General features: G+C 59.9%; 20 protein-coding genes. 6 read left to right on the top strand and 14 right to left on the bottom strand.

The genetic code is table 11. The features are described 5' to 3' along the window. Window positions 1-3: 3 nt before the first annotated feature. Window positions 4-1,584: a peptide ABC transporter substrate-binding protein gene (locus ACPYOI_RS02675; RefSeq protein ID WP_481422516.1), complete on the bottom strand. Its 1,581-nt coding sequence runs from the start codon at window positions 1,582-1,584 to the stop codon at window positions 4-6. A gap of 267 nt (window positions 1,585-1,851) precedes the next feature. Here ACPYOI_RS02675 and bglA point away from each other — a divergent pair, with 267 nt between their 5' ends. Continuing rightward, a complete protein-coding gene (gene bglA, locus ACPYOI_RS02670) occupies window positions 1,852-3,507 on the top strand; it encodes a beta-galactosidase BglA (RefSeq protein ID WP_481416713.1) in 1,656 nt (551 codons plus the stop codon). Between the two features lie 19 nt (window positions 3,508-3,526). Here the strand turns inward: bglA and ACPYOI_RS02665 are convergent, their stop codons facing one another. From ACPYOI_RS02665 to ACPYOI_RS02620, 10 genes are all read right to left on the bottom strand, one after another. Then, window positions 3,527-3,736, bottom strand: a complete 210-nt coding sequence (locus tag ACPYOI_RS02665; protein ID WP_481422523.1) for a ParE family toxin-like protein — start codon at window positions 3,734-3,736, stop codon at window positions 3,527-3,529. 41 nt (window positions 3,737-3,777) lie between these two features. After that, entirely contained in the window at window positions 3,778-3,978 is a 201-nt protein-coding gene (locus ACPYOI_RS02660; protein WP_481416715.1) for a hypothetical protein, read from the bottom strand. Window positions 3,979-4,034: 56 nt separating this feature from the next. Next, window positions 4,035-5,732 carry an adenine deaminase gene (ade, locus tag ACPYOI_RS02655; RefSeq protein WP_481416716.1) on the bottom strand — a complete coding sequence of 566 codons (1,698 nt, stop codon included), beginning with the start codon at window positions 5,730-5,732 and terminating at the stop codon, window positions 4,035-4,037. Between the two features lie 129 nt (window positions 5,733-5,861). Beyond that, a complete protein-coding gene (locus tag ACPYOI_RS02650; protein ID WP_481416717.1) occupies window positions 5,862-6,968 on the bottom strand; it encodes a branched-chain amino acid ABC transporter substrate-binding protein in 1,107 nt (368 codons plus the stop codon). Window positions 6,969-7,218: 250 nt separating this feature from the next. Then, window positions 7,219-8,544: an omega-aminotransferase AptA gene (gene aptA, locus ACPYOI_RS02645; protein ID WP_481422515.1), complete on the bottom strand. Its 1,326-nt coding sequence runs from the start codon at window positions 8,542-8,544 to the stop codon at window positions 7,219-7,221. 327 nt (window positions 8,545-8,871) lie between these two features. After that, on the bottom strand, window positions 8,872-9,189 hold the full coding sequence (locus ACPYOI_RS02640) for an ArsR/SmtB family transcription factor (RefSeq protein ID WP_168830432.1): 318 nt from the start codon (window positions 9,187-9,189) through the stop codon (window positions 8,872-8,874). Window positions 9,190-9,311: 122 nt separating this feature from the next. Further along, entirely contained in the window at window positions 9,312-10,052 is a 741-nt protein-coding gene (locus tag ACPYOI_RS02635; protein WP_481422514.1) for a HugZ family pyridoxamine 5'-phosphate oxidase, read from the bottom strand. Between the two features lie 32 nt (window positions 10,053-10,084). After that, window positions 10,085-11,134 carry a choline ABC transporter ATP-binding protein gene (gene choV, locus ACPYOI_RS02630; protein WP_481416720.1) on the bottom strand — a complete coding sequence of 350 codons (1,050 nt, stop codon included), beginning with the start codon at window positions 11,132-11,134 and terminating at the stop codon, window positions 10,085-10,087. Beyond that, window positions 11,131-11,976 carry a choline ABC transporter permease subunit gene (choW, locus tag ACPYOI_RS02625; RefSeq protein ID WP_168830435.1) on the bottom strand — a complete coding sequence of 282 codons (846 nt, stop codon included), beginning with the start codon at window positions 11,974-11,976 and terminating at the stop codon, window positions 11,131-11,133. The genes choV and choW overlap by 4 nt, the downstream gene beginning before the upstream one ends. A gap of 81 nt (window positions 11,977-12,057) precedes the next feature. Next, entirely contained in the window at window positions 12,058-13,014 is a 957-nt protein-coding gene (locus tag ACPYOI_RS02620; protein WP_481422513.1) for a choline ABC transporter substrate-binding protein, read from the bottom strand. Between the two features lie 237 nt (window positions 13,015-13,251). Between ACPYOI_RS02620 and ACPYOI_RS02615 the strand changes: the two genes are divergently transcribed. The 3 genes from ACPYOI_RS02615 (at window position 13,252) to ACPYOI_RS02605 (ending at window position 16,300) form a co-directional block, all read left to right on the top strand. Next, complete coding sequence (locus tag ACPYOI_RS02615; protein WP_481419111.1) at window positions 13,252-13,854, top strand: thymidine kinase; 603 nt, start codon at window positions 13,252-13,254, stop codon at window positions 13,852-13,854. A 51-nt stretch (window positions 13,855-13,905) separates the two neighbouring features. After that, window positions 13,906-14,979 carry a hypothetical protein gene (locus tag ACPYOI_RS02610; RefSeq protein ID WP_481419112.1) on the top strand — a complete coding sequence of 358 codons (1,074 nt, stop codon included), beginning with the start codon at window positions 13,906-13,908 and terminating at the stop codon, window positions 14,977-14,979. Window positions 14,980-15,169: 190 nt separating this feature from the next. Further along, the gene (locus ACPYOI_RS02605) at window positions 15,170-16,300 is read left to right on the top strand and encodes a DUF2333 family protein (protein WP_481419113.1); all 1,131 of its coding nucleotides are present in this window, start codon (window positions 15,170-15,172) and stop codon (window positions 16,298-16,300) included. A gap of 67 nt (window positions 16,301-16,367) precedes the next feature. Here ACPYOI_RS02605 and ACPYOI_RS02600 read toward each other — a convergent pair whose 3' ends face one another. Together ACPYOI_RS02600 and ACPYOI_RS02595 are read right to left on the bottom strand one after the other, a co-directional pair. After that, on the bottom strand, window positions 16,368-17,093 hold the full coding sequence (locus tag ACPYOI_RS02600) for a helix-turn-helix transcriptional regulator (RefSeq protein ID WP_481419114.1): 726 nt from the start codon (window positions 17,091-17,093) through the stop codon (window positions 16,368-16,370). A 144-nt stretch (window positions 17,094-17,237) separates the two neighbouring features. Beyond that, a complete protein-coding gene (locus ACPYOI_RS02595) occupies window positions 17,238-17,699 on the bottom strand; it encodes an Lrp/AsnC ligand binding domain-containing protein (protein ID WP_481419115.1) in 462 nt (153 codons plus the stop codon). Between the two features lie 112 nt (window positions 17,700-17,811). Here ACPYOI_RS02595 and putA point away from each other — a divergent pair, with 112 nt between their 5' ends. Together putA and ACPYOI_RS02585 are read left to right on the top strand one after the other, a co-directional pair. Beyond that, the gene (gene putA / locus ACPYOI_RS02590; protein WP_481422512.1) at window positions 17,812-20,931 is read left to right on the top strand and encodes a bifunctional proline dehydrogenase/L-glutamate gamma-semialdehyde dehydrogenase PutA; all 3,120 of its coding nucleotides are present in this window, start codon (window positions 17,812-17,814) and stop codon (window positions 20,929-20,931) included. A gap of 250 nt (window positions 20,932-21,181) precedes the next feature. Continuing rightward, window positions 21,182-22,852: a formate--tetrahydrofolate ligase gene (locus ACPYOI_RS02585; RefSeq protein WP_481419129.1), complete on the top strand. Its 1,671-nt coding sequence runs from the start codon at window positions 21,182-21,184 to the stop codon at window positions 22,850-22,852. An 83-nt stretch (window positions 22,853-22,935) separates the two neighbouring features. On the opposite strand, the gene ACPYOI_RS02580 is transcribed toward ACPYOI_RS02585, so the two are convergent. After that, window positions 22,936-23,814: an extensin-like domain-containing protein gene (locus ACPYOI_RS02580; protein ID WP_481419117.1), complete on the bottom strand. Its 879-nt coding sequence runs from the start codon at window positions 23,812-23,814 to the stop codon at window positions 22,936-22,938. Window positions 23,815-24,023 lie beyond the last annotated feature (209 nt).

Genomic DNA, 24,023 nt, shown 5'->3' with positions numbered 1-24,023 from the left:
TCCTTACTCTTTCATCGACAGCCAGCGCGTGCGGTGGATGTCCTGCACGTTGTCGACGAAGCCGTCTATCTTCGGCGAGACGACGTTCTTGGAGACGTAGTAGTAGATCGGAAGGGCGGCGGAATCATCCAGTGCGATCTGCTCGGCCTTCTTGAAGAGTTCGGCCCGCTTCGTCAGGTCGCTCTGAGCATTACCGTCCTTGATCAGCTTGTCATATTCCGGATTCGACCAGCGGCCGTAGTTCATCTGAACGCCGGTGACGAGCAGGTTCAGGAAGTTGTCCGGGTCATTGTAGTCGGCGAGCCATCCGGCGCGGCCGATCTGCACTTCGCCGCGCTGCAGCTGGTCGTAGTGCACCTTGGTTTCGGCGTTGACGAGCTCGACATTGACGCCCAGCGGCTTCCACATGGAGGCGATCGCCACGGCGATGCGCTTGTGGTTGTCGTTGGTGTTGTACTTCAGCTCAGCCGTCAGCGGGTGGTCAGGACCGAAGCCGGCTTCCTTGAGAAGCTTCTTGGCTTCTTCGACCTTGTCCTTGTAGGGCATGTCCTTCCAGGACACGTACGCCGGCTCGCCATAGTTTGCCGTGCCCGGCGGGACCCAGGAATAGGCCGGCAGTTCGCCGGTTCCGAGGATCTGCGGGCCGATGACTTCGCGGTTGATCGCCATGGAGAGAGCCTGGCGGACGCGCTTGTCGCTGAAGGGCGGCTTGGCGGAATTGATGACGTAGTAGTAGAGGCCGGAGAACGGCGCCACGTGCGCCTGGCCCGGCAGGTTCTTCTTCATCCACTCGTACTGGTCGGTCGGGAAGTCGGTGAGGATGTCGAACTCGCCGGCGCGATAGCGCTTCAGCGCGGCTTCCTGGTCCTCGAGCACGAAGAATTTCGCGCCGTCGATCTTGAGATCCTTCACGCCGTAATACTGGTCGTTCTTGACGGTGGTGACGTGAGAGCCCGGAACCCACTCAACCGGCTTGTAGGGGCCGTTGGTGACGATGTTGCCGATCTTCACCCAATCCTGCCCCTTGGCTTCGACCACATGCTTCGGCAGCGGATAGGCCGTGTAGTGCATCAGGGCGTTGATGAAGTAGGGGGTGGGGTTTTCGAGGGTGATTTCCAGCGTCTTGTCGTCGATTGCCTTGACGCCGAGCTGGTTGGGATCGGTGATCTCGCCCTTGTTGATCTTTTCCGCGTTCTTGATGGTGAACTGGAGATAGGCGTAGTCGGCGGCGTTCTTCGGGTCGACGAGGCGCTGGAAGGCGAAGACGAAGTCTCCGGCCGTTACCGGCTGGCCATCCGACCATTTGATCCCGTCACGAAGCTTGAAGGTGTAGACCTTGCCGTCGTCGGAAACCTTCCAGCTTTCGGCTTGGCCGGGAATCGGATTATCCTTGGCGTCTTCAGTGACCAGGCCTTCAAAGATGTCGCCGGCAATGCGATTCTCCCAGTCGCCGGACAGCTTTTGCGGATCGAGCGACGTAGGATCGCCGCCGTTATGGATGTTGAGCGTGGCCGCATGGGCCGAGAACGCCAGCAATGTGCCAAGCATTGCCGAAGCTAGAAATTTTTTCGTTAAATGGTTCATGATGGCCCCACCTTTCTAGGCTTTTTCGCCTATTCTTAGTGATTTTTTCCCGGTTTTGACCTGTTACGTGCAAGTCAAACGCAGCTTATCCCAAAGGCTTGGCGTTGCAACCCCCAATTACCGAGCGTCGATCGACATGTGGACAAGCCCGTGAGCGGCATTTGCTTTGCCGTCCGCGTCTCTCCCAAAAGAGGTCGCTGGTGCAGTTGTTTTTTGTTTTCCGGGCTTTAGTCTGTGGGCCTTCTAACGATACGGGAGATCCGGCAAATGGCAATTCAGGCAGCGGACTGGTGGCGAGGGGCGGTTATCTATCAGGTTTATCCACGCTCGTTTCAAGACACGAACGGTGACGGCCTCGGCGACCTGAAGGGCATTACCCGTCGCCTCCCGCATATCGCCAGCCTCGGCGTCGACGCGATCTGGCTCGCGCCGTTCTTCAAGTCGCCGATGGCGGACATGGGCTATGACGTTTCGGACTATTGCGATGTCGATCCGATCTTCGGGACGCTTGCCGATTTCGATGAGATGATGGCTGCCGCCCATTCGCTGGGCTTGAAAGTCATCATCGACCAGGTGATCTCGCATACGTCCGACCAGCATCCGTGGTTTGTGGAGAGCCGCTCCAGCCGAACGAATCCCAAGGCGGACTGGTACGTCTGGTCCGATCCGAAGCGCGACGGCACGGCGCCTAACAACTGGCTTTCGATCTTCGGTGGGCCGGGCTGGGAATGGGACGGGGTGCGGCGTCAATACTACCAGCACAATTTCCTGACGTCGCAGCCCGACTTGAACTTCCATAACAAGGAGGTGCAGGAAGCAGTGTTGAAGACGGTGAAGTTCTGGCTCGATCGCGGCGTCGACGGCTTCCGGCTCGATACGGTCAACTACTACTTCTGCGACAGGCTGCTTCGTGACAATCCGCCTCATGAGCCGGATGTCAGCGACGGTGGCCTCGATGCGCCCGATAGCAATCCCTACGGCATGCAGAACCATCTCTACGACAAGACGCAGCCGGAAAATCTTGGATTCCTGAAGCGTTTGCGTGGCCTGCTCAATCAGTATGAGGCGCGAACGACGGTCGGAGAGGTGGGCGACGGGGCGCGGTCGCTGAAGACTGTCGCTGCTTATACGGCCGGCGGCGACAAGCTCCACATGTGCTACACCTTCGATCTGCTCGGTCCGGATTTCACGGCCGCACATATCCGCAATTGCGTCGAAAGCTTTCAGAGTATGGTCGTCGACGGTTGGGTTTGCTGGGCCTTCTCCAACCATGATGTCCAACGCCATGTGAGCCGGTTCTCAAGGACCGTGGAAGAGCGGCCGCTGATCGCCAAGCTGGCGATTTCGGTGCTTGCGGCGCTGCGCGGCTCGATTTGCCTCTACCAGGGAGAAGAGCTCGGATTACCCGAAGCGGAGCTTGCATTCGAGGATCTGCGCGATCCCTACGGCATCCGCTTCTGGCCCGCCTTCAAGGGCCGCGACGGGTGCCGGACGCCAATACCCTGGGAAGCCGGCAAGGCGCATGCGGGGTTCACCTCGGCGGAGAAAAGCTGGCTGCCGGTTCCTTACGAGCAGGCTGCCCTTTCCGTCGATACGCAGATTGCAGACGCCGACTCCGTGCTCACGCACTATCGGCGGACACTGGAATTCCGGAAGCGGTATCCGGCGCTCATCGACGGCGACATGGAATTCGTCGGGACCAACAAGGATCTTCTGACATTCACACGCGGGAAGGGCGCAGAGAAACTGCTCTTCGTGTTCAACCTGACGCGAGAACCGGTGGAGTTCCGGCTGCCCACCGGTATGAAGCTCGGCGAGCCGGTCGACATGCCGGGTACCGGCGGCGACATTGTCGCGGCGGGAACTGTGAAGCTCGGAGCGCTGGATATGTTTTGTGGAGGAATAAGCAATTATCTCGAATAGCTCGAACGCAACCCTGCGTCTACTTCAGCAGCTTGTCGTAGTCCCCGTGTGAGCCGATCCACCACCAGATGAAGTCATCTCCATCTCTGACAGCCAAAGCTCTCCATGAACTGCCAATGCGCGCGGACCAGAAACGTCCCACGTTCTTGAAATGCAAAGACGGGTGCTTCGGATTCGATTTAAGTAGAGCAAAACTCTCGTCGGCTACCTTTCGGACTCGCTCCGGCAAGCCATCGTATGCTTTCCAGAAGTCAGCGGTGGCGTGGTGTTTCAAAGCTCGCGCGTCTTTCCCATACGAAAGTCGGCCAGCGCTTTGTCTGCAAGATGATCGAGCTTCCCGCTGACAGCATCTGCTTCGATCTGCCTGTCCCAACGTTCCGCCTGAAGGGCTTCGAACCATGCAGAAAAGGCTTCGAACTCCTTGGGTCCAAGTTCGCTGACGGATTTCTCAATCTGTTCAAGCTTCGTCATGAGTAGTTCCTCCGAACCCTTTAATTAAGCGCTCGCTTTGCATTTGCCAACATATGTCACCCGATCAAAACGAACCGGTCCACGTCCACCATGCCCCTGTCAGAAATCTTCAGATGCGGGATCACCGGCAGCGGCAGGAAGGCGAGCTGGAGGAACGGTTCTTCGAGCGTGGCGCCGAGTGCGAAGGCAGCCTGGCGGAGATGGTGGAGGGTGTCGCGGACTTTCTCGTAGGGTTCGAGGCTCATCAACCCGGCGACGGGGAGCGCGATTTCGGCGGTGACCTTGCCGCCCTCCGCGACGACGAAGCCGCCCTTGATTTCTCCGAGGCGGTTGGCGGCGAGTGCCATATCATCCTCGTCGACGCCGACGACGCAGATATTGTGGCTGTCATGACCAACGGTCGAGGCTATCGCCCCTTTCTTCAAGCCAAAGCCCTGGACGAAGCCATTGGCGTGGTTGCCGTTCTTGCCGTGGCGCTCGATGACCGCGACCTTGATGATATCGTTCACCAGGTCGATATCGGTCTGGTTGCCCTTCACAGGAAGGCGATGGCGGCGGAATTCGGTGATGATTTTGCCGGGCGTGACACCGATCACCGGTGTTTCGCCCTCCGCGACCGGAACGCCGAAATGCATGGCCTGAACGGGCCGTGCCTTGACGCTGTCGAGGCCAATCGGCGCGACCGGCTTGCGGGTGGCGAAGAGTTCGTCCGAAACGCGGCGGCCTGCGGAAAAGACGATTTCCGCCTTGCAGCGCTCAAGACTGTCGATGACGGCGAGATCGGCCCGCCAACCGGGAGCGACAAGGCCGCGATCCATCAGCCCGAAGGCGCGGGCGGCGGAGATCGAGGCGGCCCGGTAGATCGCCAGCGGTTCTACGCCATTGGCGATTGCGGTGCGGATCATGTAATCGAGGTGGCCCTGTTCGGCGATGTCGAGCGGATTGCGGTCGTCGGTGCAGAGCGCCAGATAGGGCGACAGACGCTCGGTGATGATCGGCATCAGCGCATGCAGGTCCTTCGAGACCGAGCCTTCACGCACCAGGATGTGCATGCCCTTGCGGATTTTTTCGAGGGCTTCCGCTGCCGTGGTGCACTCGTGTTCCGTCCGGATCCCTGCTGAGAGATAGCCGTTGAGGTTCATGCCGCGCAGAAGCGGCGCGTGACCGTCAATATGGCCGCCCTGGAAGGCTTCGAGTTTTTCCATGCAGACCGGATCCTTATGGATCACGCCGGGAAAATTCATGAACTCGGCAAGGCCGATAACTTTGGGATGGCCGCGGAAGGGCAGAAGCTTTCCGATCGGCAGATCGGCGCCCGATGTTTCGAGGTGTGTGGCGGGAACGCAGGAGGAGAGCTGGACGCGGATGTCCATGATCGTCTCAAGCGATGAATCGAGAAAGAAGCGGATGCCTTCCTCGCCCAGCACATTGGCGATTTCGTGCGGATCGCAGATGGCCGTGGTGACGCCGTAGGGCAGGACGCAGCGGTCGAATTCATGTGGCGTCACGAGCGAGGACTCGATGTGCAGGTGGGTGTCAATGAAGCCCGGAACGACGATCTTGCCTGAGATGTCGATCTCGGTTGTGCCCTCATATGTCCCGCATGTGCCGACGATACGATCGCCGCCGATGGCGATGTCGGATTCGACCAGTTCGCCGGTTACGAGTTCAAAGAACCGTCCGCCCTTCAGGACGATATCGGCCGGGATCCGGCCCGTGCCCTGATCGATGAGGCGTTCGAGGTTGGTGGTCATGGGCATCCTCACTTCGGGTTATGCGCCCGTTATAGCCGATGTGCTGGACAAAATGACATAAACAGGCTGCTCCACAAACGAAAACGGGCGCCGACAGGCGCCCGTTCGCGAAAATACCGATATCAGCCCTTATTCGGCCGGTACGATCTTGCCGCCTTCCCACTTGTAGAGCGAGAAGCTCTGCGAGGTGAGGTCGCCGGTTTCGCCATAGGTGAGTTTGCCGATTGCGGTTGCGACGGGCTCGCCGCTCTTGAGGGCGGTTGCAACAGCTTCGGCATCCTCGGCGCTGCCTGCCTTCTCGATGCCGGCCTTCAAGACTTCCACGGCGGCATAGGCGTTCAGCGTAAAGGCTTCCGCCGGGATGTTCTTGGCTGCGAGCGCATCGGAAGCGGCCTTCGAATCCGGGCTCTTCGTCGCATCGGAGGCGTTGGTGAAGACCGTGCCTGCGGCAGCTTCCGTTCCGATGTTCCAGAATTCGGTGTTCGACAGCCCGTCACCGCCGATGATCGTCGCCTTGACGGCAAGGTCGGCCAGCTGGCGGGCCAGCAGGCCGCCTTCCGGATGGTAGCCGCCGAAGTAGACGACATCGACCTTCTCGGCCTTCAGACGGGTGGTGAGCGCGCTGAAATCCTTGTCGCCGGGGGTGACCGCGTCGTCGATTACTTCCTTGATGCCGCCGGCGTTCAGTGTCGCCTTGAAGGCATCAGCGAGGCCTTTGCCATAAGCGCCCTTGTCATTGATGATGGCGATGCGCTTGTCCTTGAAATTCTTCAGGACGTATTGAGCGGCAACTTCGGCTTGTTGGTCGTCGCGGCCGCAGGTCCGCAGAATGTTGGTCAGGCCGCGCTTGGTGAGGTCCGGTGCGGTCGCCGTCGGGGTCACCATCAGGATGCCGTTTTCGGCCAGAACGTCGGAAGCCGGAATGGCGACGCCGGATGTCACGGGGCCGACGACGAAGCGAATGCCTTCGCCGACGAGCTGGTTTGCGGCGGAAACGCCCTGCTTCGGCTCACCCGCGTCATCGGCGGTCTTCAGGACAACCTTTTCGCCGAGAATGCCGCCTTTCTTGTTGATCTCGTCAACGGCCGTCTGCGCGCCGTTCTTCACCTGGTCGCCATAGGCGGCAACCGGACCGGTCAGCGGCGCGATGAGGCCGATGGTGATATCGGCATGGGCAAGTGGCGCAAAGGCCAGCGATGCGACAAAGGTCGCGCCAGTCAAAGTCTTCAGATTCATTTTCTCTCTCCTTGGGTGGGGCTTGCGCCCGCGATGACTGCCGCGACAGCGAAACCAGTTCGTTCAATAACCCCAAGGGGTGCGCCAATGGACGACGGTTACGGTGCGGTCAATGCGTCCATCCGGCCACGTTTGGCTTCGAAGGATGCAGCGCAATTCTCTATGAATTTTGCTGAGATTCCGCAAGGAAATAACAAAAAGCGGCCCGCAATCGTCCGATCCGGACGCTGCGGGCCGCGAAATCTTCAATTTAGATGTTGTTTTGCAGAATTTCGCGCAGTTTTCCGAAGAGCTCGTCGATATGCTTCTTCTCGATGATGAGCGGGGGAGACAGCGCGATGATGTCGCCGGTCGTGCGGATCAGCAGTCCGTTTTCATAGGCTCTCAGGAAGGCGGTGAAGGCACGCTTGGTCGGCTGGCCGGCGATCGGATCGAGCTCGATTGCGCCGATCAGGCCGGTGTTGCGGATGTCGATGACGTTCGGGCAATCCTTCAGCGAGTGAAGGGCGTCGGCCCAGTAGTCCGAGAGTTTGGCAGCGCGGGTGAGCAGTCCTTCTTCCTTGTAGGTGTCGAGCGTTGCGAGAGCCGCTGCAGACGCGATCGGGTTACCGGAATAGGTGTAACCATGGAAGAACTCGATCATATGCTCCGGGCCGCTCATGAACGCGTCGTGGATTTCCGAGGTCACGAAGACGGCGCCCATTGGGATCACGCCGTTGGTCAGGCCCTTGGCGGTCGTGATCATGTCCGGCTTGACGTCGTAATATTGAGCCGCGAAGGGGGCGCCGAGACGGCCGAAGCCGGTGATGACTTCGTCGAAGATCAGCAGAATGCCGTGCTTGGTGCAGATTTCGCGCAGCTTCTGCAGGTAGCCCTTCGGCGGAATAAGAACGCCGGTCGAGCCGGCGACCGGCTCAACGATGACGGCGGCAATTGTCGAAGCGTCGTGTAGCGTAACAATGCGTTCCAGCTCGGTTGCGATATCGCCGCCATGCTCAGGTTCGCCGCGTGTGAACTGGTTCTTGCCCGGCAGGTGGGTGTGCGGCATGTGGTCGACGCCGGTCAGCAGCGTGCCGAACATCTTGCGGTTGGAGACAATGCCGCCGACGGAGATGCCGCCGAAGTTGACGCCGTGATAGCCGCGTTCGCGGCCGATCAGGCGGAAGCGTGAGCCATTGCCTTTCACGCGATGATAGGCGAGGGCCACCTTGAGCGCGGTCTCGACGGACTCGGACCCTGAGTTGGTATAAAGAACGTGGTTCATGCCTTCCGGCGCGATGTCGACAAGGCGATTTGCCAGTTCGAAGGCCTTGGGGTGGCCGAGCTGGAAGGCCGGGGCATAGTCGAGTTCACCGGCCTGTTCGCGGATCGCCTCGGTGATCTTGGGACGGCAGTGGCCGGCATTGACACACCAGAGGCCAGCAGTGCCGTCGAGAACCTGACGGCCATCATGCGTCGTGTAGTACATGTCCTTGGCGCTGACGAACAGGCGCGGTTCCTTCTTGAATTGCCGGTTTGCCGTAAACGGCATCCAGAAGGCGCGAAGATCGTTTGGTGTATTGAGGCGATTGGACATGCTGTTCTCCTGGCTGCGGCGAGCTGTTCCCGAGGGGTTTGAACCCATATTTTTACTGTCCGGTCAAAGTATCAGGGCTTCTTGGGGCGTCAAGCCACGGTAGTCGTCTCTTATGCGGTATTCCCGGTGGTCGGTGCACAAGGTACCCCGGGAAGGAGTGTGGCTTCCGGCGGGTCGTGGGCTCACGTGAAAACAAACAAGACCGGCAAGCGGGAACTTGCCGGTCCAAGAAAATCCTATCGTGCTGAAATACTGCTTACCGTGCCATTCCGGATACATCCCTTTGTCGGCACGGCTTTATGGCGGACATTATGTCTGCGCTAAGTATCAGGCTGCGGATCTGCTGCGGTCCTGTACCGCATAGATATCCTCGAGCGTCGCCAGTATCTTCATTACCGGTTCCGAGTTGCTCGAGTAGTAAATGGTCTGGGCGTCGCGGCGCGTCTTTACCAGTTTTTGTGCTCGGAGCTTCGAGAGGTGCTGCGAAAGGGCAGACTGGCTAAGACCAACTTGCGTCGCAAGTACGCCGACAGGAATTTCACCTTTGACGAGGCTGCAGAGGATCAGGAGGCGCTTGGGATTCGCCATCGCTGACAGAAGGGCGGCCGCGGCGTTAGAGTGGTCTGACAAATCGATAGTTTCCATAATTACATTCTTCCTAGGCGAATCGCATATCCGTGCAGGCACAGGGCGTTAAGGGGCTGGGGCTGGACCTGCAAAAACTAGCAAGTCGCTCAGAAGATTGTATATACCTAAATTTCACGTATCTAGTATGCTGTTTTAGATATATGTGACACAATGTCCGCCGGGTCGTCGACGGGTGCCTTGAATTCACAACGTCTAAGCAAATCACCGGAAATTGCGTCGAACCCGCCGCAATCTACTCCGCATATGCGCCATGCCGCGCCATATGGCCCCTTAAACAGCCTTGCAAGCGCCTCGGATAGATTGGGATCCCGCTCTAGTAAATCTTGCACTATTCGCTGTGCTTGAGCGGCGACGGCTTCGTTGGCCGCTGAAAGAATCACCAGATCGGCACCTTCCAGAATATAGGCGCGGCCAAAACCGCCGTTGAGGCTCGCCGATTGCGGCACAAGGCGGAAGAAGCGGAAGTCCGCGAAATCGATGTAGAGCTTAGCCTTCGCATGCCGGTCGAGGAAGCGCGTACGAATGCGATCATGAACCGCGCTTTCTCTTTCAACCGGCTCGGCTATGCATTGGGTGGTGAGCCTCGGATGCGTTAGCGGATCGCCACTGCCCGGCTCGCCGGTCAAGAGAGATGAGCGCGGATCGGCGTCGAGCGCTTTCGTATGCGCCGACAACGCCGAAACGAGAATGACGGGAACGCCGTCGATATCGGTGCCCAGCAGCACACGGCTTGCGACGGGAAAGCCGGTCCCGGGATCGAGGACCGCGAGGCTGCCGTAGCGCGCGCCGCGCAGCAGGACGCGGGCAAGCGTGCGGGCTTCGTCGTCCGTCTCCCGCAAAACCGAAGCTCTATCTTTCATGTCCACTTTTCTGACGGAAGCGGATGGGAGGATCAAGCCTGTTCTTTGCGCCGGTGGCGGGTCAGGCCGCTGACGATATCCTGTGCCGAAATCGTGCCGATGACCGCGCCGTTGTCGACGACACCAATGCTGCCGGGCTGGCGGGCGAGGGCGTCGAGAATATCGACGAGCGGCGTTTCGGCGCGTGCCGTGGCGCTGACGGTCGATCCCGCGGCATGGCTGAGGCCAGGCTGCATGACGTCCTTCGCGGTCAGCATCGTGATCGGGTTCATGTGCTGCACGAAGTCCGCGACGTACTGGTCCGCCGGATTTTTCACGATGTCCTGCGGCGTACCGCACTGGATGATGCGGCCGCCCTCCATGATGGCGATGCGGTTGCCGATGCGGAAGGCCTCGTCCAGGTCATGGCTGACGAAGAGGATCGTCTTTTTCAGGCGCCGCTGGAACTCAAGCAGCTCGTCCTGCAGGCGGGTGCGGATGAGCGGATCGAGCGCAGAGAACGGTTCATCCATCAGCAGGATCGGCGCGCCCGTGGCAAAGGCACGTGCGAGGCCGACGCGCTGCTGCATGCCGCCTGAAAGCTCGTTGACCTTGCGGTTCGCCCATTTCGTCAGGTTGACGAGTTCCAGTTGTTCGCCGACGCGCTTCTTGCGTTCGGCCTCCGGGACTCCGGCAAGTTCGAGGCCGAAGCCGACATTGTCCGAAACGGTCCGCCAAGGCAGCAAGGCAAACTGCTGGAACACCATGGAGACGGTGTGCATGCGCAGATCGCGCAGCGCTTTCGGGCTGCATTTATAAGGGCTGACCGGGCCATTCGCGGTTTGCACCGAAACCCCGCCCCGCACCACCGGTGCGAGGCCGTTGACCGCGCGCAGCAGTGTCGATTTGCCCGAGCCGGAAAGCCCCATGAGCACAAGGATTTCGCCTTCCTCGACGGTGAGCGAGGCATCGGCGACGCCCAGCACCAGGCCGGTCGAGGCGCCGATCTCGTCGCGGGTTTTTCCCTGATCGACGAGCGGGAGTGCGGTTTCCGGCTTGTCACCGAAGATGATGCTGACATTGTCGAAGCGGACCGAGGTCATGCGCCATCTCCTTCACCCGCGGTGCGGAACATGCGGTCGAGAATGATTGCCAGGATGACGATGCAGAGACCGGCTTCGAAGCCCTTGGCGACGTTGACGGTATTGAGCGCGCGCACCACCGGTACGCCCAACCCGTCGGCACCGACGAGCGCAGCGATGACCACCATCGATAGCGACAACATGATCGTCTGAGTGAGGCCCGCCATGATCTGCGGCGTGGCGAAGGGAAGTTCGACCTTTCTAAGCACCTGCATCGGCGTCGCGCCAAAGGATTCAGCTGCTTCGACAAGCGAAGGCGGCGTGGAGATGATGCCGAGACGCGTGAGGCGGATAGGCGCGGGGATCGCGAAGATGACGGTTGCGATCAAACCCGGAACCATGCCGAGGCCGAAGAGGATCAGCGCCGGGATCAGATAGACGAAAGTTGGAATGGTCTGCATCAGATCGAGAACCGGGCGCAGCACCGAATAGACCCAGGCGCGGCGCGCAGCCGCGATGCCAAGCGGAATGCCGACGATCATGCTCACGAAGGTTGAGGCGAGAACGAGCGCAAGCGTCTCCGTGGTTTCCTTCCAGTAGCCCTGGTTCATGATGAGCAGCAGGCCGAGACAGGTAAAGACGGCAACGGTGACCGACCGCCGCAGCCACCATGCAATCGCACCGATCGCGACGATGACGATCAAGGGGTTCGGCGCCTGCAACACGAAGAGTAGCGCGTCGATGACGTGCGATAACAGGGAGGCGAGCTGGTTGAAGAACCAATCAGCGTTGGTTGTCAGCCAATCCACAAAGGACTTGGCCCAAGGACCAATCGGAATTTTAGCGTCGGTAATCCAGTTCAAGGGCTCGCCTATCCAAAAAGAGCAACAGATCGCAATGAGGATGGAAACGGGGCAGAATCCGCTGCCCCGTTTGCGTCATCGTCAGAGACCGAGGCTTTTCTTGACGGCCGCAAGGCCATCACCGCTGCCATCGCGCGTCTTGACACCAGAGAGCCAGGGCTCCAGCGCCGATGGATTGGCCTTCAGCCATTCCGTCGCCGCTTTCTCCGGCTCTTCGCTGTCATTCATGATCTTGCCCATGATCTGGTTTTCCATGTCGAGCGTGAAAACCAGGTTCTTGATCAGCGCGCCGGCGTTCGGGCAGTCGCCGAAATAACCGGCCCGGACATTGGTGAAGACCTTGGCGCCGCCGAAGTCGGGGCCGAAGACGTCGTCACCGCCAGCGAGGTAGGTGAGCTTGAAGTTGCTGTTCATCGGATGGGGCTCCCAGCCGAGGAAAACCACTGGCTTGCCTTCCTTATCCGCCCGGGCGACCTGGGCCAGCATGCCCTGTTCGGAGGATTCGACCAGTTCGACGCTCTTCATGTCGAACATGTTCTTGTCGATCATGTCGAGGATGAGGCGGTTTCCGTCGTTGCCGGGCTCGATGCCGTAGATCTTGCCGTCCAGGTCATCCTTGTGGGCGGCGATATCCTTGAAGTCCTTGATGCCGAGTTCAGCGCCCTTGGCGTTGGTCGCGAGCGTGTACTTCGCGCCGACCAAGTTCGGGCCGTAGGATTCGACCGATTTGTCGTCGAGGAAGGGACGGACGTCCTTTTCCTGGGTCGGCATCCAGTTGCCGAGGAAGATGTCGATGTCCTTGTTCTTCAACGACTGGTAGGTAACCGGTACCGACAGAACGGTGACCTTTGGCTCATAGCCGAGGCCCTTCAGGACGACGGAGGCGGTTGCAGTGGTTGCCGTGATGTCCGTCCAGCCGACGTCCGAAAAACGGACGGTGGAGCAGCTTTCAGGATCGGCGGCGAATGCGGCTGTCGCGACGGAGAGGGCAGCGACGGCGGTAGCGGTAATGAGTTTGAATGCGTTTGTTGTTTTCATTTTAGACTCCCAGTCCTACGTTCCCAAGCCAAGCACCAATAGCCGACATTTACAAGCGATCTCAGCGCGTTTGCGGCGGATTGGGCACCCCGAATGCGACGTGCCGCAATTTTTCGTGAGAATGCCTGTCCTCTACGCTCTCCTGAAATTTCCGTCTCCGGATTTTCTGTGATTATCGGTTCTGCCGTCTTTCCTTTGGCGATTCGAGCACTCAAGAAGCAAGGCTCGGAGAAAACGATGGCAAAACTCTATTTCAACTACTCGACCATGAACGCCGGCAAGTCGACGATGCTGCTGCAGGCCTCCTATAATTATCAGGAACGCGGCATGCGTACCGTTCTGCTGATCGCCGCCTTCGACGAGCGTACCGGTAAGGGCATCATCGGCTCGCGTATCGGCCTGGAAGCGAGCGCCATTCCTTTCGAAGGACATACCGATCTCTTCGCCCTCATCAAGCGACTGAGCAGCGAAGGCGAGCCGATCGCCTGCATCTTCGTCGACGAAGCGAATTTCATGACGCGCGAGCATGTCTGGCAACTCGCCCGCGTGGTCGATCGGCTGAATATCCCGGTGATGGTCTACGGGCTTCGAACAGACTTCCAAGGCAAGCTGTTTCCGGCTTCCGAAGAACTGCTTGCGATCTCGGACGAGATGCGCGAGGTGCGCACCATCTGCCATTGCGGCCGTAAAGCGACGATGGTCGTGCGGCTCGACGCCGAGGGAAAAGTTGTTCGGGAAGGCGCGCAGATCGACGTCGGCGGCAATGAGAAATACGTATCGCTCTGCCGCCGGCATTGGGATGACGAAATGAACGGCGAATGGCTTGCCGAGGCCGTTTGAGTTCGGCGGGCGAGCCGCTAGACTGACAGCGGAGATTCTCTGGAGAGATTGGTGCGCAAAGCATCCTCGTTCGACAATCAACTTGAAGCAGCCGATGCGCTTGCCTCGGCGCTGCACGCTGACGCGGCCGCATGCGCAGCCTTCGTCGAAGACTTCGCGCGCAACGGAGCGCCATCGGGCGAAGAGGCGTTTCCCGAGCAGCAGAGCCGGTTTCAGGCTTTTGCCGCAACTCAGGCGAAGTTCGACGCAGGGCTCGGCGAAATCGTGGCTGGCCTCGACCGGATGGCCGCCGATGTCTTCGCGGACCTCGACAGCTTTCGCGGCCTGACCTCGCGCGAGAGGCTGATGGGCCGGTTTTCCCGGCAACGCATGTGGCGCCTGCACAGTCAGCGTGTGCGCGAAGCGCCTGTCATCGAACGGCTTCTCGATCTGCTGTCTAAATCCAATGCCGCGTCCGGATTGGCCCGCAGCCACCGTGAATTTGCCGTTACCTGCCAGAAGGCAACGGAGGACGCCCTTACCAGTATCGTCGAGCAGCGCCGGCGTCTTGTCGACGAGATCGATGTCGCGCGGTTGCGCATGAAGGACCTGAACGCGAAGGCGCTGACGACGCAGGGACGCATCGGCGTTTACGGCGGCAGGGCCGAATGGGAGCGGATGGAGGAGGAGCGGCACTCGCTCAAAGCAGAGGCTGACAGGATCTCTGAAGAAGAGCGGAAAATGCGCGACGAGAGCCAGCGCCGCCAGCGTTTCATTACGATGTTCCAGGCCTTTGCTGACACATTGAACAGCCAGATCGGCCTTTGCAATGCATTGGTCCGCAAGCTGTCGATCGATACTGAAGAGCGGCTGATCGTCTACCGCGCGCAAGTCGACACGAATGTTCCCGGATCGAAAGCTAAAATAACGCAAGAGCTGTTTCCGCATATCGCCGGGCCGATTGCTCTGTTCGAAAAAGGCATGCTCGTTCCCGAGGATATCGGACTGCGCAAGTCGGCGGCGGATGCGGCATTCAGCAAGAAGTTTGCGGCCTTTGCCGAAAGTGACGATTCGGCCCAGGCGCCGATTATCGATCTGACCCGGAAGTCCTCTTGGCCAAGATTGCGTTTCCTGCGTCCCTGGTGACTGCAGAGGAAATCTTGTTCCATGAACTTATGCAGCAGCGAGGCCATTGGACGTGGCGGGTCGAACATGATCCGATCTCGCCGGCGACGTGGTGGCCCTAAAAATTTCTCCTTCATGTTGTGCTCGAACGGGCAAACACATATGTGAATGCAGGACTTTCTGACGTTCGCCAGATTTTTGGGAGAGGGGCATGCTCGATCGGATCGCCGGTTTCTTCAGGCTTATCGGCCGCACGATCGCCCGCTGGTTCAGCCTTCTTGCCGCTTGGGCGTTCTGGCCTTTTCTTGCGGCGCACGGCTGGTACCAGCGTCGGACATGGATGATCCGGATCCCCATCATCGCGCTCGTGGCGCTGCTGGTCGCCCTTTACGGCTATTTCATCTGGCAGACCCAGGTTTGGACGAATTTCGATCCGTCCTTCGTCAATCAATACCGTCTTTCCGAGCGGAAGGTTCCGGCCGGACAGGAACTGCCGGTTGCCGACGGCGCGCCTGCGACCGGAGCTAAAACCTGCCAGCGCTCCGCTATCGTCGATGTCACGGCCGATCTTACCGACTTTAACGTCAATCAGAATGCATGGATTTCTTCCATGCTGCTCTACCGGCTTGGCTTTTTCGGCGTCGACTGGGATCACACGCCGTTTCTCGACAACAAGGCGTCTTTCCAGCGTGGCGTGAATCAGGCCGTGCGCCGGACGTCGGCCGAACTCGTCGATGCGCTGGGCCGCGTGCGGGGCACCTCCGGTATCAACAACGATCTGCAGAGCGCCCGCGGCAACCTGCAGTTCGACGAATACAGCTGGTATTTTGGTTTCAATCCGTTCGGACCGAAGACGCCGACTCCGAGCTATTACCGCTCGGCCGTCCAGAGCCTGCGGAAATTCAATACCGATCTTGCCAGCTGCAATGCAGTTTTCGACGGCCGCGCGGACAACCTCATCCAATTCATCGACCGCATTGCCAACGATATCGGCGGGACGTCCGACCTCCTCGCGGAGCGCTCGGAGAACCATAATCGCGGCTGGTTCGATACGCGTGCCGATGATCGCTTCTGGTTCGCCTACGGGCAGCTCTATGCCTATTACGCTATCCTTTCGGCGGCGCAGGCGGATTTTTCGCAAGTCGTGGCGGAACGCAATCTCGGCGCGATCTGGGCCGCCACGATGAAGCAGTTCCAGGCGGCGTTGCGCATTCAGCCGGCGATCATTTCCAATGGCAGAGAGGACGGCTGGATCATGCCGAGCCATTTGGCGACAATGGGCTTTTATATCCTGCGGGTGCGGTCGAACCTCGTGGAAATCCGTTCGGTTCTCGATCGCTGACAATGCGGATGGAGGTGCTTCTGGGCATTCGCAGGTGACGCCTGCGTCTCCCGCTGCTTGCGCCTTCTCAGTCGATGAGCTTCGACCGGATGGCCTTTGCGACCAGTTGGGTGCGGTTCACGCAATCAAGCTTCTTGATGGCATTCGTCATGTAGGCGTTTACGGTATGGTCAGAGAGCGCGAGGATCTGGCCGATTTCAACCGACGTCTTCCCCTGGGCGGTCCAGCGAACAACTTCGAGTTCGCGTGTCGAAAGGGCGACGTGAGCGTAATCTTCGTTGCGCTTGACGACGTTGTAGGCATCGAGCGCGTGGAGTGCGATCATCGCCAGTTCATTGATCTCGCTCTGGCTGAACGATGTCCGCTCGCCGGACAGCCAGAAGACCAGCCGCTTGCCATCTGCCGCATTCAACGGGAACATGATGCCCGCAGTCATTTTGTGCCGGAGCATCAGGGCGCGCAGTTCGGGCGGAAACGACTGAGTGACTACGGGATCAGAGAGATGCCAAACCTGCGGGACGGCGGATTCCCGCACCTTCGCCGCAAAAGAGCAGGCGCGCAGCATGTGACCATGATCGAAGTCTCTAAGGTACGCGCCCGGTAAAGATGTTTCTATAATCAGCGGTTTTAAAAAAAGGTCCTCGGCCGAGGGAGAATTCATCAGTGTGCAGTGCGAAAAACCGAATGCGCCGGCAATCCTGTGCAAGGCTTGGTTAAAAAGCGCACGCGTTCGCACAGCGGCCAATTCCGCTGATAAAACCGACTGCCTTTCAGAGGTAGTCATGTAAGACATAATGCGCCCTGCCTTGCCTTCATGTTACCGCTATCAAATACGTTAATTGCTATACATACTAGCCTGAATTGATCTAATAAGCTCTGATTAATTCGAAGTGTTAAGAATTAATCACAGTATTACACGTATAGGTTGTTTTTAAGATTATACAGGTAGCAGCCCTGCGGATTTTACTTCTTCCATGACCGCATAAGTATGCGTTTCCCGGACGCCGGGGAGCGGCAGAATCACTTCCGAAAGAAACTGGCGGTAGGCCTCCATGCCCGCGACGCGTGCCTTGACGAGATAATCGAAGCCGCCGGCGACCATATGGCACTCCATGACATCGTCCGAGCGTTTCACGGCGGCTGCGAAGGCGTCGAAGACATCGGGCGTCGTGCGGTCCAATTTCACCTGAACGAAGACCAGAAGGGTGCGGCCGAGTTTTTCCGGCGACAGGACGGCCATGTAGCCGGTAATATAGCCGTCACGGGTGAGACGCTTGACGCGTTCGGCCGTCGCGGTAGGCGAGAGGCTTACGCGATCGGCAAGTTCGGTGTTCGAAAGGCGGCCTTCCTTCTGCAGAGCGCGAAGAATCTTGCGGTCGAGGCGATCGAGTTCTTTCATTTTTCACCGCCTTTCGACTGGTCGGTAGCTGAATAAAATTTGCTGACCCATCTATTTAGTGAAAAACCCTGCGAATGAACAGCTATGTTGCGGATATCACGGAGAACCCCTCATGAATTTGCAGATTGCCACGGAGAATTCCCTGTTCAACGCTCCATTTGCCGGTGACGATGACCGCTTTCTGCACGCCTTCAGCGAAAGGCTGCAGTTCAGCGCCGCCGAAGACAAGGCGATCGACAAGCGCGCCAGCGACATGATCAAGGCGATCCGCAACAATGCCGGCTCGATGGGCGGCGTCGAGGATTTCCTCCGCGAATACGGCCTTTCGACGCGCGAGGGTCTGGCACTCATGGTTCTCGCCGAAGCGCTGCTGCGGGTTCCCGATGCACTGACGCAAGACAAGCTGATCGAGGACAAGCTGAAGGAAGGCGGCTGGAGCGAACACGAGGGCAAGGCCGACAGCTGGTTCGTTTCGGCCTCCGCCTGGGCGCTGGGCGTTTCCGCCCGTATCCTGCGCCCCGGCGATACACCGGAAGGGGTCGTGCGCGGTCTCGTCAAGCGCCTCGGCCTGCCCACGGTTCGCAATGCGACGAAGCAGGCGATGCGTTTCCTCGGTCATCATTTCGTACTGGGCGAGACGATCAAAGACGCGCTAAACCGCGCTGCAAAGAGCGAGGAGAAGGGCTATCGCCATTCCTTCGACATGCTGGGCGAGGGCGCGCGCACGGCGGAAGATGCCAAGCGATATTGGCAATCCTATGCGAAGGCCATCGAGGCGATCGGTACCTGGATGGCGAAGAACGCCAAGTCCAAGGAACTGCCGGACCGCATGGGCATCTCCGTCAAGCTCTCGGCGCTGCACCCGCGCTATCTTGCGACGCACCGCGATCGCGTGATGAAGGAGCTGGTGCCGGATCTTCTGAAGCTCGCGCAGATGGCCAAGGCGCATCAGTTGAATTTCACCGTCGACGCAGAGGAGGCCGACCGCCTGGAGCTTTCGCTCGACGTGATCGCTGCCGTATTCAGCGATCCCTCGCTCGACGGCTGGGATGGTTTCGGCCTCGCGATCCAGGCTTATCAGAAGCGCGCCACGGCGGTGATCGACTATATCGATGCGCTCTGCGCCAAGCTTGGCCGCCGCATGATGGTTCGTCTCGTCAAGGGCGCCTATTGGGATACGGAAATCAAGCGCGCGCAGGAACGCGGCCTCGAAGACTATCCTGTATGGACGCGCAAGCAGGCGACGGACCTTTCCTATCTCGCCTGCGCCAAGCAGATGCTCGACAAGCGCGCCCGCATCTTCCCGCAATTCGCAACGCATAACGCGCTCACCGTTTCGACCATCCTGGAGCTCGCCGGCGAGGACCGCACCGGATTCGAATTCCAGCGCCTGCACGGCATGGGCGAGACGCTTTACAATCATCTTCTGGACAGCAACGACCGCATCGCCTGCCGCATTTATGCGCCGGTCGGCGGCTATCGCGATCTGCTTGCCTATCTCGTCCGCCGTCTTCTGGAAAACGGCGCAAACTCTTCCTTTGTGGCCATGGCCGGCGACAAGAATACGCCGATCCAGGCGCTGCTCGAGCGTCCGGCCGCGAAGCTGCAGCTTGAGACCGGCGCCAGCACGCGCAACAGCAAGATCCCGATGCCGCTCGGCATATATGGCAAGCGGAAGAACAGCTCAGGCCCTGAGTTCGGCCATCGCGAGACTTTGGAGAAGCTGATGAGCAATCTTGGCAAGGAAGCCGCTGCGATCTCGGCAGCGCCGCTCATCCCCGGCGTGTCCCCGGCAGGGACGGAGACGCCGGTGATCTCGCCGTCCGATCATTCGCAAAAGGTCGGCTCGGTGCGGAATGCGACGGCGGCCGATGTGGACAAGGCCTTTGCCGTTGCCGCCAAGGCGTTCAAGAGCTGGTCGCGCACGCCGGTCGAAGCTCGCGCCGCGGCACTGGAGCGGATGGCGGACCTTTTGGAACAAAACCGCGATCGGCTGCTGACGCTGCTTGCCGCCGAAGCCGGCAAGACGCTCGATGACGGCGTCGCCGAAGTCCGTGAGGCGGTCGACTTCTGCCGCTATTATGCGGCCGAGGCCCGCCGCCAGTTCGGCGCGGTCGCGAAAATGCCGGGACCGACCGGCGAGGACAATCGCTATCTTTGGCGGGGCCGTGGCGTCTTCGCCTGCATCTCGCCGTGGAACTTCCCGCTTGCCATCTTCCTCGGCCAGGTCTCGGCGGCGCTCGTTGCCGGCAATACTGTCATCGCCAAGCCTGCGCCGCAGACGCCGCTGATCGCCTATGAGGCGGTCAAGCTCTTTCACCAGGCGGGCATCCCGCAGGATGCGCTTCTGTTCGTTCCGGGCGGCCCGGAGGTCGGCTCCGCGATCACCGCGCATCCGGCGCTCGGCGGCGTAGCCTTCACCGGCTCGACCAAGACGGCCTGGGCAATCAACCGGGCGCTTGCTGCCAAGGACGGGCCGATCGTACCGCTGATCGCGGAAACAGGCGGGCTCAACGCTATGATCGTCGATGCGACCGCGCTTTCGGAGCAGGTGGCCGACGACGTCATCCTCTCCGCCTTCCGCTCGGCCGGCCAGCGCTGCTCGGCGCTGCGCCTGCTTTTCCTGCAGGAGGACGTCGCCGAGAACATGACGCAGATGATCGAGGGTGCGGCCCGCGAGCTGGCGCTCGGTGATCCGAGCCTCGAGACGACCGATGTTGGCCCGATCATCGATGACAAGCAGAAGGCGATGCTCGAAGCGCATATCGAGGATATGAAAAAGACGCAGAAAGTGCGTTACGCAGGCAAGGCGCCTGCGGGCGGCACGTTCTTTGCGCCGCATATCGTCGAGCTCGACAAGTCTTCGGCGCTGACAAAGGAGGTTTTCGGTCCCGTTCTGCATATCGTCAGGTGGAAGGCGAAGGATTTGCCGAAGGTGCTGGAGGACATCCAGGCATCCGGCTACGGCCTGACGCTCGGCGTCCACAGCCGCATCGAGGCAACGATCCGAACCGTCACCGACGCGCTCGATACCGGCAACGTCTATGTCAACCGCAACATGATCGGCGCGGTTGTCGGGACCCAACCGTTCGGCGGCTCCGGTCTTTCCGGCACCGGCTTCAAGGCAGGCGGTCCTGCCTACCTGCAGCGCTTTGCGCAGGAGCAGGTGATCTCCGTGAACACGGCGGCAGCAGGCGGCAACGCCAGCCTGATCGCCATGGGCGACGGCTGAAGCTGAGGCGAAGACACTCCCCTGGGAGGGGAGTGTCTCCTCTGGCTTTTCATTCCGCTCTTCGACGTATTCTTGCTAATCGCGCGTGCCTCCCTGCTGCGGCAAGCGCTACGAGCACTGTCTTTCCGGAATTTTCCTGTGCTTCAACGCTGCTAGCCGCTTTTGGCCCAGCGTTGGCCTCTTGTTTCCGCTCTGCGGATAAGGTCATGCTCCGGCAGAGATAAAAGCCCTGGGGGATACCGGCGTGGCCATGAAATCCGACATCGAAATCGCTCGTGCGGCGAAGAAGAAACCGATTTTCGAGATCGGCGCGGCGCTCGGCATTCCGGCGGAGCATCTCGCCCCTTATGGTCACGACAAGGCCAAGGTCAGCGCGCAATTCATCGCGGCGCAGGCGCAGAAGGATGATGGCAAGCTGATCCTTGTGACTGCCATCAACCCGACGCCGGCAGGCGAGGGGAAGACGACGACCACGGTCGGCCTCGGCGACGGTCTCAATCGCATCGGCAAGAAAGCCATCGTCTGCATCCGCGAAGCGTCGCTCGGGCCGTGCTTCGGCGTGAAGGGTGGCGCGGCTGGCGGCGGCTATGCGCAGGTCATCCCGATGGAAGATATCAACCTCCATTTCACCGGTGACTTTCATGCGATCACGTCGGCGCACAACCTGCTCGCCGCGTTGATCGACAATCATGTCTACTGGGGCAACGAGCAGGACATCGACCTTCGCCGCGTCACCTGGCGGCGGGTGATGGACATGAACGACCGGGCGCTGCGCGAAATCGTCTCTTCGCTCGGCGGCGTTGCCAACGGTTTCCCGCGGCAGAACGGTTTTGACATCACCGTCGCATCCGAGGTGATGGCCATCCTCTGCCTCGCTACCGATCTCGAGGATCTCGAAAGGCGTCTTGGTAACATCATCGTCGCCTACCGGCGCGACAAGACGCCGGTCTATGCGCGCGATCTGAAGGCGGATGGCGCCATGGCGGTGCTTTTGAAAGACGCAATGCAGCCGAACCTCGTCCAGACGCTGGAGAACAATCCGGCCTTCGTTCACGGCGGACCGTTCGCGAACATCGCCCATGGCTGCAACTCAGTGATTGCGACGAAAACGGCGTTGAAGCTGGGGGATTATGTCGTGACCGAGGCGGGTTTCGGAGCCGATCTCGGTGCGGAGAAATTCTTCGACATCAAGTGCCGCAAGGCGGGATTGAAGCCCGACGCCGCGGTGATCGTTGCCACTGTGCGCGCGCTGAAGATGAACGGCGGCGTCAAGAAGGAGGACCTCGCGACGGAAAACGTCGCCGCACTGGTGAAGGGCTGTTCGAACCTCGGGCGGCATCTCGCGAATGTGCGGAAATTCGGTGTTCCCGTGGTGGTCGCGATCAACCATTTCGTTTCGGACACGGAGAAGGAAATCGCCGCCGTCAAGGAATATGTCTCGCGCCACGGCGCTGAAGCGATCCTCTGCCGCCATTGGGCGGAAGGCTCGGCCGGTATCGAGGAGCTTGCCGAGAAGGTGGTGGAACTGGCGGAATCCGGCCAGGCGAAGTTCGAACCGCTTTATGCCGACAGTGCCTCTCTGTTCGAAAAGATCGAGATCATCGCCTCGAAGATCTATCACGCCGGCGAGGTGACGGCGGACAAGGCAATCCGTGACCAGCTCATCGCCTGGGAAGAGCAGGGTTACGGCAGTCTGCCGGTCTGCATGGCGAAGACGCAATATTCCTTTTCGACCGACCCCAATCTTCGCGGCGCGCCGGAAGGTCACATCGTGCCGGTGCGGGAAGTGCGGCTATCGGCGGGCGCCGGTTTCGTCGTCGTCATTACCGGTGAGATCATGACGATGCCGGGTCTACCCAGATCGCCATCCGCCGAGCGGATATTCCTGAACGATAAGGGGTATGTCGAGGGGCTGTTCTAGGCTCGTCGGCGGCCCAGACAAAGACCAGCGGCTTCATCCGCTGATTCACCTTGCGGCTTCAAGCTGCTGCCATCGCTTGCGTATTAGTGGCAATAGCGAAACCCTCCCTTTCGCTGCAGCACGTCCATGTGGAAGTGCGTTTCATGCGCGGCGTCGCTTTCCGGGTCGAGCACGGTCGAAAAATAGAGACAGCCGGAGGCGCTGACCGTGCGCTGGAAGGCGCCCGCGAGGGTCGAGTCTTCACGGCGCGGTTTCACAGCGATGTCCTCGCCCTTTTTGAAACTGAAGCTTGCGATATCGATGGCGTTGCCACGCGCGTGTTCGGAGATCTTTCCGGCGAACGCACCGTTGCGGAGGCGGCAGATATATGAAGAGGCCTGGTTGATCGTGGTGATTTCGCCCTGTTCCTTTGCGGCGACGGCGGCCGCCGGAATGACGCTTTCCTTCATCCAGCGCGCAAGCGCTAGAGCCGCCTGGCAACGCAGCGTCGCCTCGGGCTTCACCTTGATGCCGGGAAGCGCCTCGGAAAGAGTGATCGGCTTGTCGATACCGCAACCGTGGCCGTCATCGATGCGGGGAATGTCCTTGAAGACGGCGCCGATCGCTTGCAGTTCCTTCATGCATTGCGAATGATCGGCATCGCTTTCCGGTTCGATGGTGAGGTTCTGGGCCTCAAGCGTTCCGGGAGCCGGCGGACCGAACTTCTCCGGCTTTTTGCCCTCCGGCTTCGCTGCCTCCCCTTGTTTTTCATCTTGAGCTGCAGATGGCTTCGCGGGCGCAGGGCTGGGCTCGTTTGCGGTGGGTGGCCTTGGTTCAGGAACGGGCGCACTCTCGCCAGGCGCCGCGGCCTCGCCTTCGACCTGTGGCTTGACTTGTGGAACGGGACCCTTTGCGGGGAGACTTGCGCCGGTCAGGGCAAACAGCGCTGCGGTTGCCGCTGCTATTGCGTTCAGGTTTTTCACGCCTTCAACCGTCCGTGGTTGCCATCGGAAAGGGGGCAACGCATGGAGGGTGGATTTCGTTGCAATCACCCAGTGTTTTCTTGAAATTAGGCCCCTTGCGCTTGGCCGGATCTCAGGCTAACAATTCCGCCCATGAAGAAGTCCTTGAACATTGCAGCATGGTGGTGGGCTCGCTGAGGCGGCCTCGACCAATCGTGTCCAAAGACGAC

Source organism: Rhizobium sp. SVR5-2C, from assembly GCF_056755115.1.
Note: the sequence above shows the minus strand (reverse complement) of the source record. Positions and strands in the feature narration are given on the sequence as shown.

Bases quoted from the DNA above. Each gene is read 5' to 3' on its own strand.
- ACPYOI_RS02600 (WP_481419114.1), bottom strand. From the start codon at position 17,093: ATGTCTTACATGACTACCTCTGAAAGGCAGTCGGTTTTATCAGCGGAA.
- aptA (WP_481422515.1), bottom strand. From the start codon at position 8,544: ATGTCCAATCGCCTCAATACACCAAACGATCTTCGCGCCTTCTGGATG.
- ACPYOI_RS02620 (WP_481422513.1), bottom strand. From the start codon at position 13,014: ATGAAAACAACAAACGCATTCAAACTCATTACCGCTACCGCCGTCGCT.
- choV (WP_481416720.1), bottom strand. From the start codon at position 11,134: ATGACCTCGGTCCGCTTCGACAATGTCAGCATCATCTTCGGTGACAAG.
- putA (WP_481422512.1), top strand. From the start codon at position 17,812: ATGAATTTGCAGATTGCCACGGAGAATTCCCTGTTCAACGCTCCATTT.
- bglA (WP_481416713.1), top strand. From the start codon at position 1,852: ATGGCAATTCAGGCAGCGGACTGGTGGCGAGGGGCGGTTATCTATCAG.
- ACPYOI_RS02605 (WP_481419113.1), top strand. From the start codon at position 15,170: ATGCTCGATCGGATCGCCGGTTTCTTCAGGCTTATCGGCCGCACGATC.
- ACPYOI_RS02660 (WP_481416715.1), bottom strand. From the start codon at position 3,978: ATGACGAAGCTTGAACAGATTGAGAAATCCGTCAGCGAACTTGGACCC.
- ACPYOI_RS02640 (WP_168830432.1), bottom strand. From the start codon at position 9,189: ATGGAAACTATCGATTTGTCAGACCACTCTAACGCCGCGGCCGCCCTT.
- ACPYOI_RS02615 (WP_481419111.1), top strand. From the start codon at position 13,252: ATGGCAAAACTCTATTTCAACTACTCGACCATGAACGCCGGCAAGTCG.
- ACPYOI_RS02595 (WP_481419115.1), bottom strand. From the start codon at position 17,699: ATGAAAGAACTCGATCGCCTCGACCGCAAGATTCTTCGCGCTCTGCAG.
- ACPYOI_RS02585 (WP_481419129.1), top strand. From the start codon at position 21,182: ATGAAATCCGACATCGAAATCGCTCGTGCGGCGAAGAAGAAACCGATT.
- ACPYOI_RS02675 (WP_481422516.1), bottom strand. From the start codon at position 1,584: ATGAACCATTTAACGAAAAAATTTCTAGCTTCGGCAATGCTTGGCACA.
- ade (WP_481416716.1), bottom strand. From the start codon at position 5,732: ATGACCACCAACCTCGAACGCCTCATCGATCAGGGCACGGGCCGGATC.
- ACPYOI_RS02650 (WP_481416717.1), bottom strand. From the start codon at position 6,968: ATGAATCTGAAGACTTTGACTGGCGCGACCTTTGTCGCATCGCTGGCC.
- ACPYOI_RS02635 (WP_481422514.1), bottom strand. From the start codon at position 10,052: ATGAAAGATAGAGCTTCGGTTTTGCGGGAGACGGACGACGAAGCCCGC.